This is a genomic window from Shewanella sp. S1-49-MNA-CIBAN-0167 (assembly GCF_040310145.1).
GTDB classification, from domain to species: Bacteria; Pseudomonadota; Gammaproteobacteria; order Enterobacterales; family Shewanellaceae; genus Shewanella; species Shewanella psychromarinicola.
This window is the reverse complement of record NZ_JBEOPO010000047.1, coordinates 1-21369: the sequence shown is the minus strand read 5'-3', so window position 1 is coordinate 21369 and position 21369 is coordinate 1. Positions and strand designations below refer to the sequence as shown.

The 21369-nt window shown below is 43.3% G+C and carries 10 protein-coding genes; 6 read left to right on the top strand and 4 right to left on the bottom strand.

Translation table 11 applies throughout. The annotated features are described in order from the left end of the window. Positions 1–22: 22 nt before the first annotated feature. The 5 genes from aceE (at position 23) to AAEZ00_RS17970 (ending at position 13493) form a co-directional block, all read left to right on the top strand. Positions 23–2689 (top strand): pyruvate dehydrogenase (acetyl-transferring), homodimeric type, encoded by a 2667-nt coding sequence (aceE, locus tag AAEZ00_RS17990; RefSeq protein WP_124013430.1) that lies wholly within the window; start codon positions 23–25, stop codon positions 2687–2689. A gap of 11 nt (positions 2690–2700) precedes the next feature. Continuing rightward, entirely contained in the window at positions 2701–4701 is a 2001-nt protein-coding gene (aceF, locus tag AAEZ00_RS17985; RefSeq protein ID WP_351089320.1) for a dihydrolipoyllysine-residue acetyltransferase, read from the top strand. Between the two features lie 200 nt (positions 4702–4901). Continuing rightward, entirely contained in the window at positions 4902–6332 is a 1431-nt protein-coding gene (lpdA, locus tag AAEZ00_RS17980; RefSeq protein ID WP_124013432.1) for a dihydrolipoyl dehydrogenase, read from the top strand. Between the two features lie 328 nt (positions 6333–6660). Continuing rightward, positions 6661–11124, top strand: a complete 4464-nt coding sequence (locus AAEZ00_RS17975; protein WP_351089318.1) for an EAL domain-containing protein — start codon at positions 6661–6663, stop codon at positions 11122–11124. A gap of 104 nt (positions 11125–11228) precedes the next feature. Then, positions 11229–13493, top strand: coding sequence for a patatin-like phospholipase family protein (locus AAEZ00_RS17970; protein WP_351089316.1), 2265 nt, complete (start codon positions 11229–11231; stop codon positions 13491–13493). A gap of 227 nt (positions 13494–13720) precedes the next feature. On the opposite strand, the gene hxpB is transcribed toward AAEZ00_RS17970, so the two are convergent. Then, positions 13721–14380 (bottom strand): hexitol phosphatase HxpB, encoded by a 660-nt coding sequence (gene hxpB, locus AAEZ00_RS17965; RefSeq protein WP_351089335.1) that lies wholly within the window; start codon positions 14378–14380, stop codon positions 13721–13723. Positions 14381–14781: 401 nt separating this feature from the next. Here hxpB and acnB point away from each other — a divergent pair, with 401 nt between their 5' ends. Then, the gene (gene acnB, locus AAEZ00_RS17960; RefSeq protein WP_124013435.1) at positions 14782–17379 is read left to right on the top strand and encodes a bifunctional aconitate hydratase 2/2-methylisocitrate dehydratase; all 2598 of its coding nucleotides are present in this window, start codon (positions 14782–14784) and stop codon (positions 17377–17379) included. 130 nt (positions 17380–17509) lie between these two features. Here acnB and AAEZ00_RS17955 read toward each other — a convergent pair whose 3' ends face one another. From AAEZ00_RS17955 to ltrA, 3 genes are all read right to left on the bottom strand, one after another. Further along, positions 17510–17815, bottom strand: coding sequence for a helix-turn-helix domain-containing protein (locus AAEZ00_RS17955; protein ID WP_124013436.1), 306 nt, complete (start codon positions 17813–17815; stop codon positions 17510–17512). Further along, positions 17808–18185 (bottom strand): type II toxin-antitoxin system RelE/ParE family toxin, encoded by a 378-nt coding sequence (locus AAEZ00_RS17950; RefSeq protein WP_351089314.1) that lies wholly within the window; start codon positions 18183–18185, stop codon positions 17808–17810. Before AAEZ00_RS17950 ends, AAEZ00_RS17955 begins: the two co-directional genes overlap by 8 nt. Positions 18186–18791: 606 nt before the next feature. Next, the gene (gene ltrA / locus AAEZ00_RS17945; protein WP_351089312.1) at positions 18792–20264 is read right to left on the bottom strand and encodes a group II intron reverse transcriptase/maturase; all 1473 of its coding nucleotides are present in this window, start codon (positions 20262–20264) and stop codon (positions 18792–18794) included. Positions 20265–21369: the final 1105 nt, after the last annotated feature.

Genomic DNA, 21369 nt, shown 5'->3' with positions numbered 1-21369 from the left:
GTATATAGAGAAGGACTGCGATATGTCTGAAGATATGCTTCAAGATTTAGATCCATCAGAAACCCAAGAGTGGGTTGATGCTCTGCAAGCTGTACTAGAGCAAGAAGGGTCTGAACGAGCACACTTTTTACTCGAAAAATTAATCGATAAAGCGCGTCGTAACGGTACTCACTTACCTTACAATGCAACAACTGCTTACTTAAACACCATTCCTGCAGGCCAAGAGCCAAATATGCCCGGCAACCAAGAAATGGAACGCCGTATTCGGGCGATTATCCGTTGGAATGCCTTGGCGATGGTGTTACGTGGTTCTAAGAAAGATTTAGAGCTTGGTGGCCATATTTCAAGTTTTGCTTCTAGTGCGACGATTTATGATGTGTGTTTTAACCACTTCTTCCGCGCACCTAATGAGCAAGATGGTGGTGACTTGGTGTATTTCCAAGGCCATATCGCACCCGGTATTTATGCGCGTTCATTCCTTGAAGGGCGTATTACTGAAGAGCAAATGGCTAATTTCCGTCAAGAAGTCGATGGCAAAGGTCTTTCTTCATACCCGCATCCTAAGTTAATGCCTACTTATTGGCAGTTCCCGACGGTATCGATGGGCCTAGGTCCTATTCAAGCGATTTACCAAGCGCGTTATTTGAAGTATTTAACTGACCGTGGTTTAAAAGATTGCTCTAAGCAAACGGTTTACTGTTTCTTAGGCGACGGTGAGTGTGATGAACCAGAAGCATTAGGTGCTATTAGTTTAGCGGCACGTGAAGAATTAGATAACTTAGTGTTTATTGTTAACTGTAACTTACAGCGTCTTGATGGCCCTGTCCGTGGTAACGGTAAAATTATCCAAGAACTTGAAGGCGAATTCCGCGGCGCAGGCTGGGAAGTCGTTAAAGTGATTTGGGGTCGTTATTGGGATCCATTATTGGCCCGTGATACCAGCGGTAAGTTATTACAGTTAATGGAAGAAACCGTAGACGGTGAATACCAAAACTGTAAAGCCAAAGGCGGCGCATGGACCCGTGAGCATTTCTTTGGTAAGTACCCTGAAACGGCCGAAATGGTGGCTAACATGTCAGATGATGACATTTGGCGCTTAAACCGTGGTGGTCATGATCCGGTTAAAGTTTACGCTGCCCTTGAACATGCACAAAAAACCAAAGGCCGTCCAACGGTTATCCTAGCCAAAACGGTTAAAGGTTACGGTTTAGGTGACGCGGGTGAAGGTAAAAACATCGCTCACAACGTCAAGAAAATGGGTGTCGATTCTATCCGTCATTTCCGTGACCGTTTCAATATTCCGATCCCGGATGACAAGTTAGAAGATCTGCCTTTTTATCATCCAGGTCCAGACTCTGAAGAAGTGAAATACTTGAAGAGTCGCCGTGAAGCGTTATTAGGTTATTTACCACAACGTCGTGAAAAATTCACTGAAGAGTTAGAGATCCCTTCATTGAAGATTTTTGATTCGATTTTGAAAGGCTCAAATGGCCGTGAAATTTCATCAACTATGGCGTTTGTTCGAGTATTAACGGCGTTATTAAAAGACAAAAAAATCGGTAAGCGCATTGTGCCGATTATTCCTGATGAAGCGCGTACTTTTGGTATGGAAGGTTTATTCCGTCAAGTGGGCATTTATGCTCATGAAGGCCAAAAATATATCCCACAAGATTCTGATCAAGTTGCTTACTACCGTGAAGATAAAACCGGTCAAGTATTGCAAGAAGGGATCAATGAATTAGGCGCGATGTCATCTTGGGTTGCTGCAGCAACAAGCTACTCTGTTAACGATATGCCAACCATTCCTTTCTACATTTATTACTCAATGTTTGGTTTCCAACGCATTGGTGATATGGCGTGGGCCGCAGGCGATATGCGTGCGCGTGGATTCTTAGTGGGTGGTACTTCAGGCCGTACAACATTGAACGGCGAAGGTTTACAGCATCAAGATGGTCACAGCCACGTGTTGGCGAACACGATTCCAAACTGTATTTCTTATGATCCGACTTACGGTTATGAAATTGCGGTGGTAGTACAAGATGGTATTCGTCGTATGTATGGCGAAAATCAAGAAGATATCTACTACTACTTAACCACCATGAACGAAAACTACGTGCAGCCAGAAATGCCAGCCGGTGCTGAAGAAGGTATTGTCAAAGGTATTTATAAGCTTGAGTCTGTTGCTGGTAGTGGTAAAGGTAAAGTTCAGTTAATGGGTTGCGGTACTATTCTTGAAGAAGTTCGCAATGCAGCACAAGCATTAGCCAAAGACTTTGGTGTCAGTGTCGACGTATTCAGTGTGACCAGCTTTAACGAGTTAACCCGTGACGGTCAAGCTGCTGAGCGTTGGAACATGTTGCACCCAACCGCAGAGCCTAAGCAAGCGTATGTCAGTCAAGTGTTATCGTCAGATGCGCCTGTAATTGCGGCTACCGACTATATGAAAATATACGGCGAGCAATTACGTGCTTTTGTACCAACAGATTATAAAGTGTTGGGTACCGATGGTTTTGGTCGCAGCGACAGCCGTGCAAACTTACGTCATCACTTTGAAGTGGATGCCAAGTTTATTGTTATTGCGGCGCTGAAGTCACTTGTTGATCGTAATGAAATGCCTGTTGATGTGTTAACGAAAACCATCGCTGAATATGGCATTGATGCTGATAAGATCAACCCACAGTTAGCGTAAGGGGATACAAAATGGCTGAATTAAAAGAAATTTTGGTTCCTAATATCGATACTGATGCCGTACAAGTTATTGAAATTTGTGCTGCAGTGGGTGATTTTCTTGAAAAAGAAGCGTCAATCATCACAGTTGAAAGCGATAAGGCAACCATGGACATTCCAGCACCTTTTGCTGGCACCTTGGCAGAATTAAAGATTGCTGTAGGTGATACTGTGTCTGAAGGCACGTTAATCGCGATGATGAGTGCTGCTGACGCCGCGCCTGTTAAAGCAGAAGCACCTAAAGCAGAAGCGCCAGTTGCCCAAGCTGCGGCTCCTGCACCTGTAACGCCAGTGGCAGTTACTCCTGCCGCCGCGCCAAGTGCTGGCAGTTCAGAAGTGATTGAGGTCAAAGTACCTGATATTGGTGGTGACACCGATGTGTCTATTATTGAAGTTCTGGTTGCTGTTGGCGATAGCATTGATGTTGATACGGGTCTGATTACCTTAGAAACCGATAAAGCCACCATGGATGTACCGTCACCTAAAGCAGGTGTGGTTAAATCTGTGACAGTGGCCTTGGGCGACAAAGTGTCTGAAGGTTCATTGGTTATCACGCTAGAAGTGGCCGGTTCTGGGCCTGTTGCAGCAGCACCTGTTGAATCTGCGCCACAAGCAGCTGCACCGGTTGCTCAAGCGGCTCAGGCGCCTGCAGCACAAGCCGCAACGACAACTCAAGTACAAGAAATTCATGTACCTGACATTGGCGACGCTAGTGATGTTGATATTATCGAGGTGTTGGTTTCTATAGGTGATGACATCACTCTAGATCAAGGCTTAATTACCCTTGAAACTGACAAAGCGACCATGGAAGTACCGGCTCCATTTGCCGGAAAGTTAGTGTCGTTAACCGTTAAAGTGGGCGATAAAGTATCTCAAGGTAGCTTAATTGCTACCATTGAAACCACAAGTACTGCGCCAGTGGCCCAAGCGGCTCCAGTGCAAGCTGAACCTGCACCCGCAGCGCCAGCGCCAACAATAGCGGCAAGTCGTCCATCAACTCCGCCTGTGCCGTATCATCCAAGTGCAGCGAAGCCTACGTCAACAGGTGTAGCACATGCATCACCTGCGGTACGTCGTTTAGCGCGTGAATTTGGTGTTGATTTAAGCAAGGTGTCTGGTACTGGCCGTAAAGCGCGTATTTTGAAAGAAGACGTACAAGCGTTTGTTAAGTACGAGTTGTCACGTCCTAAAGCTTCAGCTGTTACGGCGGTTGCTGGTGGTGCTGGCAGCTTAAACGTGATTGCTGCGCCTAAGGTTGATTTCAGTAAGTTTGGTGAAGTGGAAGAAGTGCCATTAAGCCGGATCCAGAAATTGTCGGGTCCTAACTTACATCGCAACTGGGTTACCATTCCACATGTTACCCAGTTTGACGAAGCTGATATCACTGAGATGGAAGCATTCCGTAAGCAACAAAACGAGCTTGCTGCGAAGAAAAAAGCCGATTATAAGATCACCCCATTGGTGTTCATGATGAAAGCGGTTGCCAAAGCATTGGCTGAGTTCCCTGTGTTTAACTCGAGCTTAAGCAGTGACGGTGAGTCACTTATCCAAAAGAAATATTTCCACATTGGTGTTGCTGTTGATACCCCGAATGGCTTAATGGTTCCTGTGGTTCGTGATGTCGATAAAAAAGGCATTGTAGAATTGTCGCGTGAATTAACCGATATTTCTATCCGCGCTCGTGATGGCAAGTTAAAGTCGGCTGATATGCAAGGTAGCTGTTTTACTATTTCAAGTTTAGGTGGTATTGGCGGTACGGCGTTTACGCCGATTGTTAACTACCCAGACGTGGCGATTTTAGGGGTGTCAAAATCTGAAATTAAGCCAAAGTGGAACGGTAAAGAGTTTCAACCTAAATTAATGTTGCCCTTATCCTTGTCATATGACCATCGCGTTATTGATGGGGCGATGGCTGCACGCTTTAGTGTGACCTTATCTGCAATATTATCAGACATTCGCACATTGATTTTATAACCCCAAAGGTCGCTCATAAGAGCGACCTTTTTATTGTGATCGGTTTCAAACAAATTGATTTGAGTATAAAATGCGCCCATCCCAATTTTTTAGTTAACAACTGAATGGAAATTGGACGTGAAACGTAAGTTTCAAGCTGGCGACATCGACATTTGGGCCGATCCGTCTTTCACACGGAATGAACAAGATTAGAGGAAATCATGAGTAACGAAATTAAAACTCAAGTAGTCGTACTAGGGGCAGGCCCAGCAGGTTATTCTGCGGCGTTTCGTGCTGCTGACTTAGGCTTAGACGCCATAATTGTTGAGCGTTTCAGTACCCTTGGTGGTGTGTGTCTGAACGTTGGCTGTATTCCTTCAAAAGCACTATTGCATGTAGCAAAAGTCATTGAAGAAGCCAAAGCGGTTGCTGATCATGGCATCGTTTTTGGTGAGCCTAAGATTGATTTAGACAAATTACGTGGCTTTAAAAATAAAGTTGTTGGACAGTTAACCGGCGGATTAGGCGGAATGTCTAAAATGCGTAAAGTTGATGTGGTTAATGGTTTTGGTAAATTTACTGGCCCTAATAGCTTAGAAGTCACTGCAGAAGATGGCACAGTGACAGTGGTTCAGTTTGAACAAGCCATTATTGCTGCCGGTTCACGTCCCATTAAATTACCGTTTATTCCCCATGAAGACCCACGTATTTGGGATTCGACTGATGCACTAGAACTGAAAGAAGTTCCAGGTAAGTTATTAGTGATGGGTGGCGGTATTATTGGTCTAGAAATGGCCACCGTATACGCTTCTTTAGGCAGTGAAATTGACGTGGTTGAAATGTTTGACCAAGTTATTCCCGCTGCAGACAAAGACGTTGTTCGTGTATTCACTAAGCAAATTAAGAAGAAGTTTAACCTTATTCTTGAAACGAAAGTGACCGCGGTTGAAGCCAAAGACGACGGTATTTACGTCACAATGGAAGGCAAGAAAGCGCCTGCAGAACCTGTACGTTATGATGCAGTATTAGTCGCCATTGGTCGTTCACCTAATGGTAAGTCTCTGGCTGCTGAAAAAGCCGGTGTTAATGTTGATGAGCGTGGCTTTATTAATGTTGATAAGCAGTTACGTACCAACGTACCGCATATTTATGCTATCGGTGATATCGTTGGCCAACCTATGTTGGCTCACAAAGGTGTGCATGAAGGTCATGTTGCCGCTGAAGTGATTTCGGGCTTGAAGCACTATTTCGATCCTAAAGTTATTCCATCAATTGCTTACACTGACCCTGAAGTTGCATGGGTCGGCCTCACTGAGAAAGAAGCGAAAGAGCAAGGTATTGCTTACGAAACATCGACGTTCCCTTGGGCAGCAAGCGGCCGTGCAATCGCATCAGATTGCAGCGAAGGTATGACTAAGTTAATTTTCGAGAAAGAGACTCACCGGGTGATCGGTGGTGCTATTGTCGGCGTTAACGGTGGTGAATTATTAGGTGAAATTGGCCTAGCCATTGAAATGGGTTGTGATGCTGAAGATTTAGCATTAACGATCCATGCTCACCCAACATTACATGAATCAGTTGGCTTAGCGGCTGAAATGTATGAAGGTTCAATTACTGATTTACCTAACCCTAAAGCGGTTAAGAAGAAGTAATTAATACTTGACGACATAAGGCGCCCCTATCTAGGGGTGCTTTTTTTTACCTACAATTTGACTTTGTGGAGGAGTCTTAGCTGAAAGTATTACTTTATAAACATAATCATGTTAAAACATTAATATTGTTTATAAAAAAAAGATAGATAAACTCGCTAAAAAATAACTTGTCAGACGTTATACAGGATTATTTTTGTTTCCGTTTAAAAGATTATATTGTTTGTTCCAACTGCAGAGCCGTTAAATAATAATGCTGGCCGCGGTAGTCTCATCGGCTGATGTTGACGATGAGTACAAATATTTTCTTTTCGAGGTATAGGCTTAATTTATGATAAAAGCGGTAATCTGTTGCTTTGTTAGTGTGATTTTTTACTTATTCAGCGCTGCTCCAGCGAGTGCAGCAGATATCGTTCAGCGAGTGTTTACTGCGCGCGATGGGTTAGCCAATGCCACGATCCAAGATATAAGCTTTGACCATTATGGATTTGTTTGGTTGGCGACTCAGCAAGGTTTGTATCGGGTTAGTAATAATAAAGTTAGGCGCATCGATAAAGTCGGTTTTGATTCAGTTCTTGATGATGAGCTCATCTCTACCGTCGTTAATTCTGGCCAAGACCATTTACTTATTGGCACCAATTCCTCGTTATATTTATACAGTATTTTAGATAATCAGTTTAGCTTGTTGCTTAAGCCTAAAGACAATGATGTCACTAATATTAATAACAGTATTCGCGTGGCAGCGACTCAGCGTCAGCTCGATGGACGGCTGTTAATATTAGCGTATTCTGGCCAAGTTTATTATTTTGATGATACTTCTCAGCAATTGTATTTATCCCCTAGTCATTTATTAGATCACAATTTACCTTGGCGTAACGCGCTTGAATTAAACAACGCGCAATATTTGTTTTCCACTGATCATGTGCTGCAACTTCATCAGGCTGACGGGACCTTCATCGGCGTATTTCCATGGTCGGATAAAAACGGTTCCATTAGAAAGCTGTTTCAAGATAAACAACAGCGGGTATGGATGCTGACATCGAAAGGGTTATTTAAGGTCAATACCAATACGCTCACACTGCAATCTGTGCCTGAAATTCCTTATTATGTTGAGCAAATGGAGCAAGATCTTAATGGTGATTTATGGATTTCAAGCCGTGCAGGATTGATTTTTTGGAGCCAAGAAAACAACAAGCTAATCGTATACCGTGACGAACTTAAACAAAGAGCTAATATTGATTACATTCATGATATGGCGGTTGATGCAGAGGGGTTGTTGTGGGTTGGTGGTTCAGGTGATGGTCTTGCTGTGATTGCGGGCAAACCTGAATTTTTAATTGATGATTACTCTAAAAAACCGCCTTATCAACTTGATAATGAAATGGTGTGGTCGGTATACAGTGAAGGCGACAAAGTGTGGTTAGGTACCGATGGTGGTTTGTCTGTGGTTAATACACTTGACCAAACATCAACCATGATAATCCCAGCAGGGTTTGAACTTAATGACAGTATTTATCGGATTGGTTCCCTAGACGCACAGCACCTTGTGTTAGCTACCACCAGTGGTTTATATGTGGTCAATAAATTAACCAATACTAGTACTGATTTTGCTCAGTGGAGTGGTGGCAAAGCGTCGCTGAGCGATAGGATCGTCATCGGTATTTATCGTGACGAATTGTTTAACGATATGATTTGGTTTACCACCAATAAAGGCTTGTACTATTGGCAAGAGGGTAATGATGATTTGACCTTACAAGCGCTATCAAATGGTAAGCAGTCATTAAGTAATACGCTATATAAAGCCTTATTAAGGGATGATGCGGATCGTTTATGGATTAGTGGCAGTAAACATTTTGGCTATTTAACCACCGCTGATGAATATGTTTCTAAAGTGGATGTATTTGCCGATTTTACTAATCTCCCAACGATGAATAGTATTATACAAGTGGCCCCAGGCGTTATCTGGTTAGGCACTTCCCAGCAAGGTATTTATCAATTAAATACTCAGACCGATGAGATTATTTCGCTTGATCAACAGTGGAAGATCGACTGTAAAGTGGTGTTCTTTTTTCAAGAAACGGCTACGGACCATATTATCGGTTGTGCTAGTGCCATCATTAAAGTCAATAAAACGTCAGGTAAAGTCAGTTCATTTAGCCATAAAGATGGATTCATTTCTGATGAATTTAATGAGTCGGCAAAATTTTATGATCCTGATAAAGGATTTTATGTCGGTACGCCAGACGGCGCGATGTTAATCGATCTTGATAAACTGGCCCCACGTACTGTCAATGACAAGGTGATACTTGAATCTGTGTCAGTATATTATGAGAATAATACCGCCGTTTTTTTGATCCCAAGCCAATTGTCGCAAGTCGAACCTGGTGCCAACTTAATTAGCTTTCAAATTGCCATTCTCGATTACCTTGATAATAAGCCGATGACCATACAGTATCGTCTGGTTAAGAATGGCGCCGACACTGGGAATTACGTGTTATTAGAAGGGCAGTCACAAATTAATATTACCGGTTTAAGTGCAGGGGCGTATGTGCTTGAACTGTTATATAAAAGAAATGGTGTATGGTCGAGCGAACCCTTTCAGTATCCCTTTATGGTTAAGCAATTTTGGTGGCGATCGCAACAATTCAAAGGTGCATTAACCTTTAGCCTATTACTTATTGTATTAGTGATATTGGTGTTTAGGCAGCGACAGATCAATCGCTTTAAAAAAATGAACGTTGCATTGCTGCAAAGTGATGACCGTTTGCGCCAAGCGTTGAAAGGCAGCGATTCAGACTTATGGGAGTGGCACGGCAATACGCGACTTTTATCATTAGATAATCGAGGTGGTGTACTGGGTCCTATACCGTATATCGAAATGAAACTAGAAGAAATTCCCATTCATCAAGATGACATTGAGCTGATCACTAAAGCCTGGAATAAGTTGCTGTTATCTGCAACAGACATGATTGATATTGAGTACCGATATCAAAATGAACATGATCATCAATGGCATTGGCTGCGGATTAAAGGCCGCGCCATTGAGGTTGATCAAAATAGTGGAAGGTTAATTCACGCTGCAGGGATGTATACCGATATCACTCAGCAAAGAGCACTTGAAAGTGAGGTCAATTTATTAGCTCAAGCGTTTGAGAATACCTCCGAAGGCATGTTGATCTTAGACGTGAATAAAAATATCAAAATTAGTAATGCTGCTGCTAATTTAATTCTAGCGGCTAAAAAGAGTGATTTAGCTGGCAAACCTTTTTCCGACTTAGTGTTTGAGACGGTAGAGCCTTTTGACATGGATGATGTGTTTGATAAGGAGCTCTTTTGGACCGGAGAATGCGAGTTTAATTGTAGTGATGGTAGCCGATGTCCTGTACGGATAAATGTGTCGACCATGTTTAATTTAAATGGCTCTGCATTACATTATGTGGTGGTATTTTCAGATATCACTGAGCGTAAACATAATGAGCTTCATCTGCGCCGCTTAGCAAACAATGACATGTTAACTGGCTTAGCTAATCGGGCGATGTTTTCGCGTCGATTAGGCCAGGTTATTGAAACGGCAAAGCAACAGAACGAAACCTTAGCGCTACTGTTTTTAGACCTCGACAGATTTAAACATGTTAATGACTCATACGGTCACAGTATGGGTGACGCATTGTTAGTTGAAGCCGCAAGTCGACTGCAGTCTTGTTTGTCTGAAGAGCATTTGTTGTGCCGTTTTGGTGGTGATGAATTTGTTATTTTGCTGCGTGACGCCAAAGATGTCGATACCATTAATCACATAGCCAAACAACTGTTAAAACAAATCGAAACGCCCTTTAAATTGTACGGGCGGGAATTCTTTATTTCGACCAGTATTGGCATTAGCATTTGGTCTGGTGATGATCAAACCCCCGATACCTTGATAAAAAATGCCGATTTAGCCATGTATCATGCAAAAGAAGAGGGCCGGGGGAATTTTCAATATTATTCCGCTGCGCGTAATGCAGAAGCATTATACCATTTGCGCTTAGAAGCTGATTTGCATCGAGCGATACTGTGCAATGAATTTGAATTGTATTACCAGCCCCAGATCGATGTTCACCAACGAAATAGAATCGTAGGCGTTGAAGCTTTGATCCGTTGGAAACACCCAAAAGATGGCATGGTCAGACCCGATGTGTTTATTGGTATTGCCGAATCCTGTGGCTTGATTGTTGAGATCGATCGCTGGGTGCTGACTCAAGCTTGTCTCGACGGTGCTCGCTGGCATCAACAGTATCAGAGTGAGATAAAAGTGTCTGTTAACGTATCGGCTATGCATTTTAGGCAGCCAGATTTCATCGACTTTTTAACCGCAACACTGCATCAAACGGGAATGCCTGCAAGGTGTTTATCGGTAGAAATTACTGAAGGTGTATTGATGAAAGAGATCGATATTGCCAGCCAACACTTACTCGCACTTAAGCAGTTAGGTATTAATGTTGCCATAGATGATTTTGGCACCGGTTATTCATCACTTGCCTATTTACGGTCATTCCAAGTGAACACCCTAAAAATTGATCGCTCATTTTTAATTCATATTGATACCAATCAAGCCGATCAAGCTATTGTGAGCAGTATTATTGAATTAGCGCGAAACCTATCCCTTGACGTTATCGCCGAAGGCGTTGAATCGGAGCAGCAATTGGATCAAGTGGTTAAGCGAGGATGCCATGTTATTCAGGGGTATTATTTTGCCAAGCCGATGCCCAAAGCCGAACTTGAACTCGACATTAAGCGAAAAATGCTGATTAATGAGTAATGTGCACTTTTGTCTGGTTGGTGTCATCTGCTGCTATCCATTAGTATGGCTATTGGTCAAATTTTGTTAGAATGAGTTGTTTTTACTTACTTTCGGAATGATTTATGCAACAAACTTTGCGCCTTAACCTGACGACTTGGTTTTTGGCTAGCTGTATTTGCTTTAGCTTAGCGGTGCAACCAGTCTATGCTGCCAAAATATCTACTAAAGAAAGACCGACCATTGGCTTGGTGCTCAGTGGTGGCGGCGCCAAAGGTACTGCCCATATTGGGGTGCTGAAAGTACTTGAAAAACATCATATCCCTGTAGATTATATTGCTGGCACCAGTATTGGCGCCTATGTCGCCGGCATGTATGCGCTCGGTTACAACGCCGACCAAATCGAAAAAATTATGCTTAATGGTGAATGGTCTAAAGGCTATTCAGATACGATTCCGCGAGATAAATTAAGCTACCGTGATAAACAGCAACGGGATCAGTTTAATATTCCACTCACTGTGGGTTATAGCAATAATAGCTTAACCTCACCCAGCGGCTTGTTGCGTGGTCAAAGTATGTCGCAGTTGCTGCGTAAATCGACAGGATTAGTTGAACAGTTTGGTGACTTTGATGAGCTAGCCGTTCCTTATCGGGCGGTAGCGACTGATTTAGCGACCAGCGAAGCGGTAGTGTTATCTAGTGGCAGTGTCGTACAAGCGATGCAAGCCTCTGCCACTGTACCGGGCGCGCTGCAGCCTGCGCTTATTGACGGTCGTTTACTCGTTGATGGTGGCATTGCTAACAATATGCCTGTTGATGTAGTCAAAGCTATGGGTGCCGATATTATCATCGCTGTCGATATTGGATCTGCCCTGACCAAACAAGAAAACTTAGACAGTACCCTTGCCGTATTAGAGCAACTCTCAACCATTTTGACTCAAGCGAGCACGGCGCGCCAAAAAACCTTACTGACTGCAAGCGATATTTTAATTCGTCCTGCTATTGATAGCTTAAGTACCACAGATTTTTCCATTATGCCGTTGGCACTCAAATTAGGTGAAGATGCCGCCAATTTAGAGTTGGTGACGTTAGCGCCTCTTGGCATTAGTGAATCAGATTATTTGGCTTATCAAGCGAGTAAATTACAACAAAGCGCGCTGTGGTTAGATCCGCTTAAAAAACCCATTTATAAAATTGCTTTTGATAATCAATCAAAAGTCAGTGAGAAATTACTGCGTGAGCGTTTAGGGATTACCGAAGGTATTGTGCTTAGCAAAGAGGATTTAGATTCAGCCCTAAACCGAGTGTATTCGCTGAATAAATTTGAGCGTGTTGATGCTGAATTTGAAGATGTTGAACAAGGGCGAATTTTAACCATTACCACCAGAGCTAAATCATGGGGGCCGAACTATTTTCAAGCGGGATTTAATTGGGAGGATGACTTCACCTTAGATTCAGCGATTACCCTTAGCTTAGCTTATACCATGACCGACTTGACTGAAAATGGTGGTGAGTGGCGTAACGAATTAGAATTAGGATTTAAAAAGTTAGTGGCTACTGAATTTTATCAACCATTAGATCGTGATCAAACATTTTACAGCCTAGGAAGATTCCAATATGAAATGAAAGATTGGGATTTGTTTGATCAAGACAGTCGTTATGTTGAACTTGAAAATAGCGTGGCTCAAATCGTTTTAGGTGTAGGCTATAACTTTGACCCTGATGGTATTATTGAATTAGGTTTTATCGCAGAAGATGGCCGCGTGAGTAGTGAGTTTGGCTCGGTTGACTCGCTTAACTATCATTCAAGCGGCGGCTATTTTAAAGTGGCCTATGATAATCTAAACAGTATTAGCTTCCCGACAGAAGGTAATCGAATCACCTTTGTCAGCTATTTAAGAGATGAGTCTTATAAGGGCTTAAGTAACGTTGGCAACACTTCGAGTGATGGTTTATCGTGGCAGTTTGAGGCTGACTGGAAAGGTGCGTTAAAGCTTGGTAATCATGCCATTGTCGGTAAAATGGAATTGGCTACGGTTGAGAATGATGGTGACTTTACCATACATGTTGCTGATTTAGGCGGGTTCTTAAACTTGTCTGGTTTTCGCAAAGATACCTTAGTCGGGGCGCATAAAGTATTTGCGGCGGTGATCTATCAGTATGATCTCGGCCGTGATGTGCTAATCACCGACTTACCTTTGTACTTAGGGACGAGCCTTGAAGCGGGTAATGTATGGTTTGAGCGAGATGATGTCGCTTTAGATGATTTGATTTTCGCCAGTAGTATGTATTTAGGTACCGATACCGATTGGGGCCCCGCGGCATTAGGTTTTGGTTTTACTGACCGCGGTGAAACGGCTTTCTATTTATTTGTCGGTAAAAACTTTTAGGCAGTCTATCTAAGCCAAAAGTCTAGTGGCTAGAGCGCTTCGCTGCTAGGACGCTACGCGGCTAGATGCTATACAAGCTAAAAGCCTAGAAGCTAGGACGCTGCAGAGGCTATTAAATCTTAGCAGCGAAGCTGTCCCTAGCAGGACGAAGTCCGCCCTAGCAGCGTAGCGATCCTAGCAGTGACGAAGTCCGCCCTAGAAGCGAAGCGCACTATCCGCGTAGCGGCCTAGGCCCCTAGCAGCGCGGGTAATAATCCTGCGTGAGCGAGCTGATGATGGGCAATAACCCATTTAGTTTGAGTTGCGGTATGAGGCGCAGGGATCGCTACCGTTTGCATGCTGGCTGCCCGAGCCGCAATCAAACCATTAAACGAATCTTCAATAGCGATGCATTGACTCGGCGCTATGCCCAGCCCTGTGGCACAATTTAAATACACCTCGGGATGGGGTTTGCCGTAAGCTAGATTTTCAGCAGATTCAATCGCATCAAAATAATGACCAATAGTGAGTTTATGCAAAACAGCCTCAATAATCCGTGATGACGACGAGGTGGCTAATCCTATTTTAAGCCCTAGACGTTTACACGCGTCCAGCGACTCAATCACGCCGAGCATGGGCTCACCATTGGCGTTGATTTGGGCTATCACTTCATTGACTATTTTTGTCGCCGTGGCGGCATTATCATAATTTGGCCAAGGAAAGCGTTGATACCAATAACTCACAACATGGTCGATCCGCATGCCTGTCGTTTGCTCCACTTCTTCAAGGCTGAGGTTTAGCCCACAACCATTCAGTACAGTTTGCTCGGCTATCTGCCAAGCGGGTTCAGAATCGATTAAAATTCCATCCATATCAAAAATAACGGCTTTTACCTGGGTTGACACAATATTGGTTCCATAAAGGTGGCGATAGTCAGGGCTAATTATTGCCTTGTTGTTGATAGGGCACAATCAGAACCGTGTTTTATAAAAAATATTTAATCGACAGCGTGGAATATAACTTTGTGGATAGTTTAATCATTGGTTCATTGTAAGTTCATGTATCTAATGAAATTTAAGGCTGTTTAAAACTATTGTCTAATTTTATTTTAGTAAACTTGTCGGTAAATTGATTTCTGGGCTGATAAATCGCGTTGATTTCATCTCGCTAATAGTGTGAGCTGATTCATACTTTTACAAAGCTGTAGTATACTGGAGGTCGGATTTCAAGCCCGAACCAGTGGAATTATCAGCGTATCATAATGACGCTGAGTTTTGCCGTTAGGCGTCAAACAAAGAGGAATGTTGCCGTGCTAGAAGCATATCGTAAACACGTCGCAGAACGTGCTGCAGAGGGCGTAGTCCCTAAGCCATTAAATGCACAACAAGTGGCTGAACTGGTTAAGTTAGTTGAAACACCTCCCGCAGGTGAAGAGGCATTCGTCCTCGATTTGCTAGAACATCGTATTCCACCTGGAGTAGACGAAGCTGCTTATGTTAAAGCCGCTTTCCTTGATGCCGTAGCTAAAGGCACTGTGTCATCTCCGATCTTAAGCGCTGAACATGCTGTTAAACTACTTGGCACTATGCAAGGTGGTTACAACATTGACCCGTTAATTGACCAATTAGATAATGCCGCATTAGCACCTCTATCTGTTAAAGCACTCTCCAATACATTGTTGATGTTTGATTCATACCACGATGTTGTTGAAAAAATGCAAGCGGGCAATGAATCGGCTAAACAAGTGGTTGAAGCTTGGGCCAATGCCGATTGGTTTTTAAACCGTCCTAAATTGACTGAAAAAGTCACATTAACCGTATTTAAAGTGTCTGGTGAAACCAACACTGATGATTTGTCGCCTGCGCCAGATGCATGGTCTCGCCCTGATATTCCACTGCATGCATTAGCGATGTTGAAAAATGCTCGTGACGGTATTGTGCCTGATGAATCAGGTGTTGTGGGACCCATCAAAGAAATCGAAGCGTTGAAAGGCAAAGGTCATCCATTAGTTTATGTGGGTGATGTTGTTGGTACCGGTTCTTCACGTAAATCTGCCACTAACTCAGTGTTATGGTTCATGGGCGATGATATTCCTTATGTGCCGAACAAGCGTGCTGGTGGCTTCTGTTTAGGCAATAAGATTGCGCCGATCTTTTTCAACACCATGGAAGATGCGGGTGCATTACCGATCGAACTCAACGTTGATCAGATGGACACTGGTGATGTCATTGATATCTACCCTTATCAAGGTGTCGTTAAGCGTCATGGCACAGATGAAGTGATTTCAACATTTGAATTAAAAACCGAGGTGTTATTAGACGAAGTCCGTGCTGGTGGTCGTATTCCGTTGATTATTGGCCGTGGTCTTACTGACCGTGCGCGTGAGACTTTAGGTCTTGAAGCATCGACAGTATTCGTTCGCCCACAAGACATTGCCGCGTCTGACAAAGGTTATACTTTAGCTCAGAAAATGGTCGGTAAAGCGTGTGGTGTTGATGGGGTGCGTCCGGGTCAATACTGTGAACCTAAGATGACTTCAGTGGGTTCACAAGATACCACTGGCCCTATGACACGTGACGAGTTGAAAGATTTAGCCTGTTTAGGCTTTAGTGCTGATTTAACTATGCAGTCTTTCTGCCATACCGCGGCTTATCCAAAGCCTGTTGACGTGACAACTCATCACACATTACCGGATTTCATTATGAACCGCGGTGGTGTGTCATTGCGTCCAGGTGACGGGGTTATTCACTCGTGGTTAAACCGGATGTTATTACCCGATACCGTTGGTACGGGTGGTGATTCACATACTCGTTTCCCTATTGGCATTTCGTTCCCTGCAGGTTCTGGCTTAGTGGCATTTGCTGCGGCAACAGGTGTTATGCCTCTTGATATGCCTGAGTCAGTGTTAGTCCGCTTTAAAGGCAAAATGCAACCCGGTATCACCTTACGTGATTTAGTCCATGCTATCCCATTAAAAGCCATTGAAATGGGTCTGCTAACGGTTGAGAAAAAAGGCAAAATTAACGCTTTCTCTGGCCGGGTATTAGAAATCGAAGGTCTTGAAAAGCTTAAAGTTGAGCAAGCATTCGAATTATCTGATGCCTCTGCTGAGCGTTCAGCTGCAGGTTGTAGCATTAAGCTAGACAAAGAGCCGATCATTGAATATCTCACCTCTAACATCGTGATGTTAAAGTGGATGATTGCTGAAGGTTATGGCGATCGTCGTACGATTGAACGTCGTATCGTTGCAATGCAAGAGTGGATTGCTAATCCTGAGTTGATGCAAGCGGACAGCGATGCTGAATACGCAGAAGTGATCGAAATCGACTTAAACGACATCAAAGAGCCAATTCTTTGTGCACCAAACGATCCTGATGATGCAGTATTATTATCAAGCGTTGCCCAAACTAAGATTGACGAAGTGTTTGTCGGTTCTTGTATGACCAACATCGGTCACTTCCGTGCGACCGGTAAGATGCTAGAAAAGTTTGCTACCACGCTACCAACCCGTTTATGGATTGCACCACCGACTAAGATGGATCGCGATCAATTAACGGAAGAAGGTTACTACGCCATCTTCGGCCGTGTTGGTGCTCGTATTGAGATCCCTGGTTGTTCTTTGTGTATGGGTAACCAAGCACGTGTAGAGGCAGGTGCAACGGTTGTATCAACCTCTACGCGTAACTTCCCTAACCGTTTAGGTACGGGGGCAAACGTTTACTTAGCCTCTGCAGAGCTTGCGGCAGTAGCGGCGTTATTAGGCCGTTTACCTTCACCTGAAGAATATCAAGATTACGCTAAAGAATTAGATGCCTCTGCAGCTGATACTTATCGTTACTTGAACTTCGACCAAATCGATTCTTACACTAAGAAAGCTGACAGCGTGATTTTCCAAGCCGCGCTTTAAGCTTTAACTAGTTAATTGTTGAACAAAAATGCCAGCAGAAATGCTGGCATTTTTATTGGTGGTTTAGTTATGTAGGATTAGATATTGCTTTGTTAGGACAACGTTAAGCTTATCTTGTCTCAAGTAGTCTCTACGCTTTAAGTAAATCAAAACCATTTTTTTGCACGAGATTTAGCAGTTTTAAAGCGGGCCCTTCTGGATGCCGCTTGCCTTGTTCCCATTTTTGTACACTGGATACCGAGACATTAAGACCTCTAGCAAATACGGGTTGACTAAGCCTATTTGAGACACGGATATGTTTAATTTCAGCAGCAGATAATACGTTAACTTCAGGTAAGCATAATTCATCAAGCTCACGCATGGTGGCTGTTTTCATGATCCCTGCATCATGTAAGCCTTGTGCTGTGTTATGAAGTGATTTTAATAATCTACTCATCTCGTATTACCTCAAATAGTGCTTTGTGTTTCAATGCTTTTGCTAATTGCTTATTATCGTAAGCGAGTAACTCTTTGGCCATAATCTTTAATGCAGTCTTTTCTTTTGTTGAAATATTCGCTTTTTCATTCTTAGAAAAACCAAATATAAAAATTGATTTATCATCGACTTTAAAAGCAATAATGGTTCTAAAACCGCCACTTTTACCTTGGCCAGTACGGGCAACACGTTTTTTAATGACATTGCCACCAAGTTTGGCATCTATTAGCCCACCTTCAATTTCTTGAATCGCAGTCAATAAGGCCGAATCATCTACACTTTCATCTTTAGCCCAAGATGCAAAGTCAGGTGTTTTAAATATTCTGCCCACTTAACATCCTTTAAGTGTATCACTGAGTCCTATAGAATATGTTAGCATTTGAGTGTTTTCTAATCAATAATAGGGGGGCATAACAAGCTTAGATTTTGTAGGGTAGTAAACTTTAGCTTAGTGAGGCGTGAACTCGTTAATCGTTGATCGAAAATGTCGGCATTTTTATTGGATTAAGTTATTCTGTCGTCGTTTGTTTTAACTGAATAAAGCGTGAGTTCGGCCTTTGCTTTGGCAAACTTGGTTTTGGCTGGTCCTCAGCCAGTAAAGTGCGCTGTTTATAATAAGTCGTAATAGAGACATTATGCTGTTGGCAACATTCAATATTAGTGCAGCTAAATGCGCTGCGAAAGTAATCGCTGCCACTGTGCACTTGTTTTGTTAGTTGTCATCACCTGTTCCGAATTTATCATTGAGTCGGTATTTTCAAATAGTCAGATTATCGATGCTAGGTGTGGTTCGCTAGGCGGTTACTTTTTAAGCTAACTCGTAGTTGTCGGATAGGCGGCACTTGTTACCAAGTGCCGCCCTCCTAAGAACCGGACGTGCAACTTTCACTGCATACGGCTCAAGCCTCCACTAAGGCGTATTCTGTTACCCAGCACCCTACATAGCAGCCAAAACAGGATCGAACCAAGAATTGCGACTTTGCTTTTTCGGTTTCCTCTTAACCAAATAGGCTAGGTATTGAGGATCGAATGGCGTTGATGCACTCCTGATTTTCACATGTCTCTTTATTGGCGTTTGAGCTATCTGAACCAGATTAAAATGACAGTCCATGTTGGCGATTTTCTGCCAGCCGTGGAATTGCCACCCACCTATCCGATTCATGTAGTATTTTCGACGTACCCAGTCCTTACTTTTCGTTGGGTGACGCCTTACCGCCCATCGCCATAACAACCAGAAAAGTTGATGGCCTACATAATCGAAGGTTCGCTTTGCCACACAATGACGATAATAATTCGCCCATCCTCTCAGCTTCGGATTCAATATTTTGATTAAATCGTTAACGGGGATTGTTGGATGTTTTCTGATGAATTCACGTAGATTACTCAAAAATGATAGAACGTTGCTCTTGCTCGGTTTAATGAGCAGTTTGCCTTTGTACTTTCTAAGATTGAATCCCAGAAAGTTAAAACCATCATCGATATGAGTTATGTGCGTTTTCTCATCAGAGAGTGTTAAGCCTCTTTCCTGTAGAAAACCAATTAGTTGCGGCTTGATTTCATTAACGAGCACTTCCTTCGAAGAACCTGTGATAACAAAATCGTCTGCATATCCGATAAAGTTGACTCTATTACCTGTTTTACAGGCAATAGACTTAACCAATTGTTCTAATCCAGCAAGCGTGAGCAGCATAAGAGTAGGAGATATTATCCCACCTTGTGGTGTTCCTTCCGCTGTCTTATAGAACAATCCTTTGTCAACAAAACCACAACCAAGCCATTGTTTCAGCATTCGCTTATCTAATTGAATGTTGTCGATGAGCCATTGATGACCTATCTTATCGAAACAAGCTTTGATGTCACCCTCAAGAACCCATTGGCTAGAGCGCTTCATACATAAACATTTGAAGCACTGTGCAATTGCATCTGCTGTACTTCGGTTAGGTCGAAAGCCATAGCTATTGAGGTCGGCCACCGTTTCCGAAATAGGCTCCAAGGCTAGAAGATGAAGCGCTTGTTGCGCTCTGTCTATCATGCAGGGAATGCCTAAAGGTCTGAGCTTGCCGTTTTTCTTGGGGATGTAGATACGCCTGAGCGGTTTGGCATGATAGTCTTTTCGGCTCAGTTGATTGACCGCACCTATACAACGAGCATCACTGTTCCAAATGATGCCGTCGATTCCAGGTGTTTTGCTGCCTTTGTTTTGAGAAACTCTTTTAACAGCAAGCAATTTTGCTGATTTAGAGTGAGTTAATATCCACTGCAATGCTTTCGCCTTGCCGCGTTTACCTTCTCGGGTTGCTTTTGCAATGCGCATTTGAAGCTTTAATACATGTTGCTTAACCGCCTTCCAGTTAATGGATTGCCATTGAGCATTGTCAGGAGATGCACTAACTTCGTTTGAAGCCATCATTTGCGTTTCTCCATTAATAAAGTTCCTCAAATTTTCTTGCAACGGGAGACCAGCTAGAAGTCAGCTCGCTTTCGCGCCAGATAAAATCAGTATCCGCATCATTACAATGCGGCATTCGCTTTTTCTAGCCTCCTTTACCTGCATTACTATCGGTAGCCTTCGCAGGCCACTTTCCCCAAGGGGAGCAATACAGGCTTACCCTGTTCCGTATGTCGCGCAACGTCAGGTTAGATGCCCACTATAGTGCGGAGAGTTATTTGATCACGAAAGAGCACTGTCCAATCTCTTTCCAACTCTCATGCCTTTTGGCCACAGCGTATTAACCACTTCCGCTGTTCATCGTATAACGCACCTTATATGGATTCACTTACGTTCATCATACTGACACCCTAGCACTTACCCGATTGTGGTTATCAGGAAGAACGTCCTCTCACGATTCTGTTCCCGTCCAATGGACTTCGTTACATTGTCAGACTCGCTGCTTTATTCAGAGTCTTAGGGTCATCTGGTGATACAGATGGTTCACTCTTATCGCGGTGAACAGCGCTTCATACGACCTCAGGTCGCACGGACAGAAACCATTTAGAGTTGAAACTCTACAGCCTCCGTTTCGCATTAGTAATGATTATCTTAACAAAGCTAGATTGCATTCACTGAGAGAAGAATGAATAGCAGTTCACACCCGAAACCAAGAGGCTAACCAGAAAGTTTAATTTAAGCATTCAAAATGAACCGCCCTGTGCGGAGCCATATGCAGTGTGATGTGGGGGGCAGGAAGTTAAACACCTCCGGCTACCCAATTAGGCGATTCGTTTACACAAATGACCTACTTCGGGACACTTTAAGAGAAATGGATTTAACCCATTGGCTTCCCTAGGAACCCACAAAAGCCTGAACTCCTTTTGACTCGAATAAAGGTCAGGCGGCTTTACAAATCCCATTGGCCCGGGCGGACGCTCCATACCGGTGTAGAATCTGTTTTTATAAATCACCTTCCCAGCCGCAGCTTCTCTAATCGAAACTATACCTGTAATGGTCAAGTATTTCTGGAGAGATTTTAAGCCGCTTTTTTTAACTCATTATATTTCTGATGTGGCGTCTTATA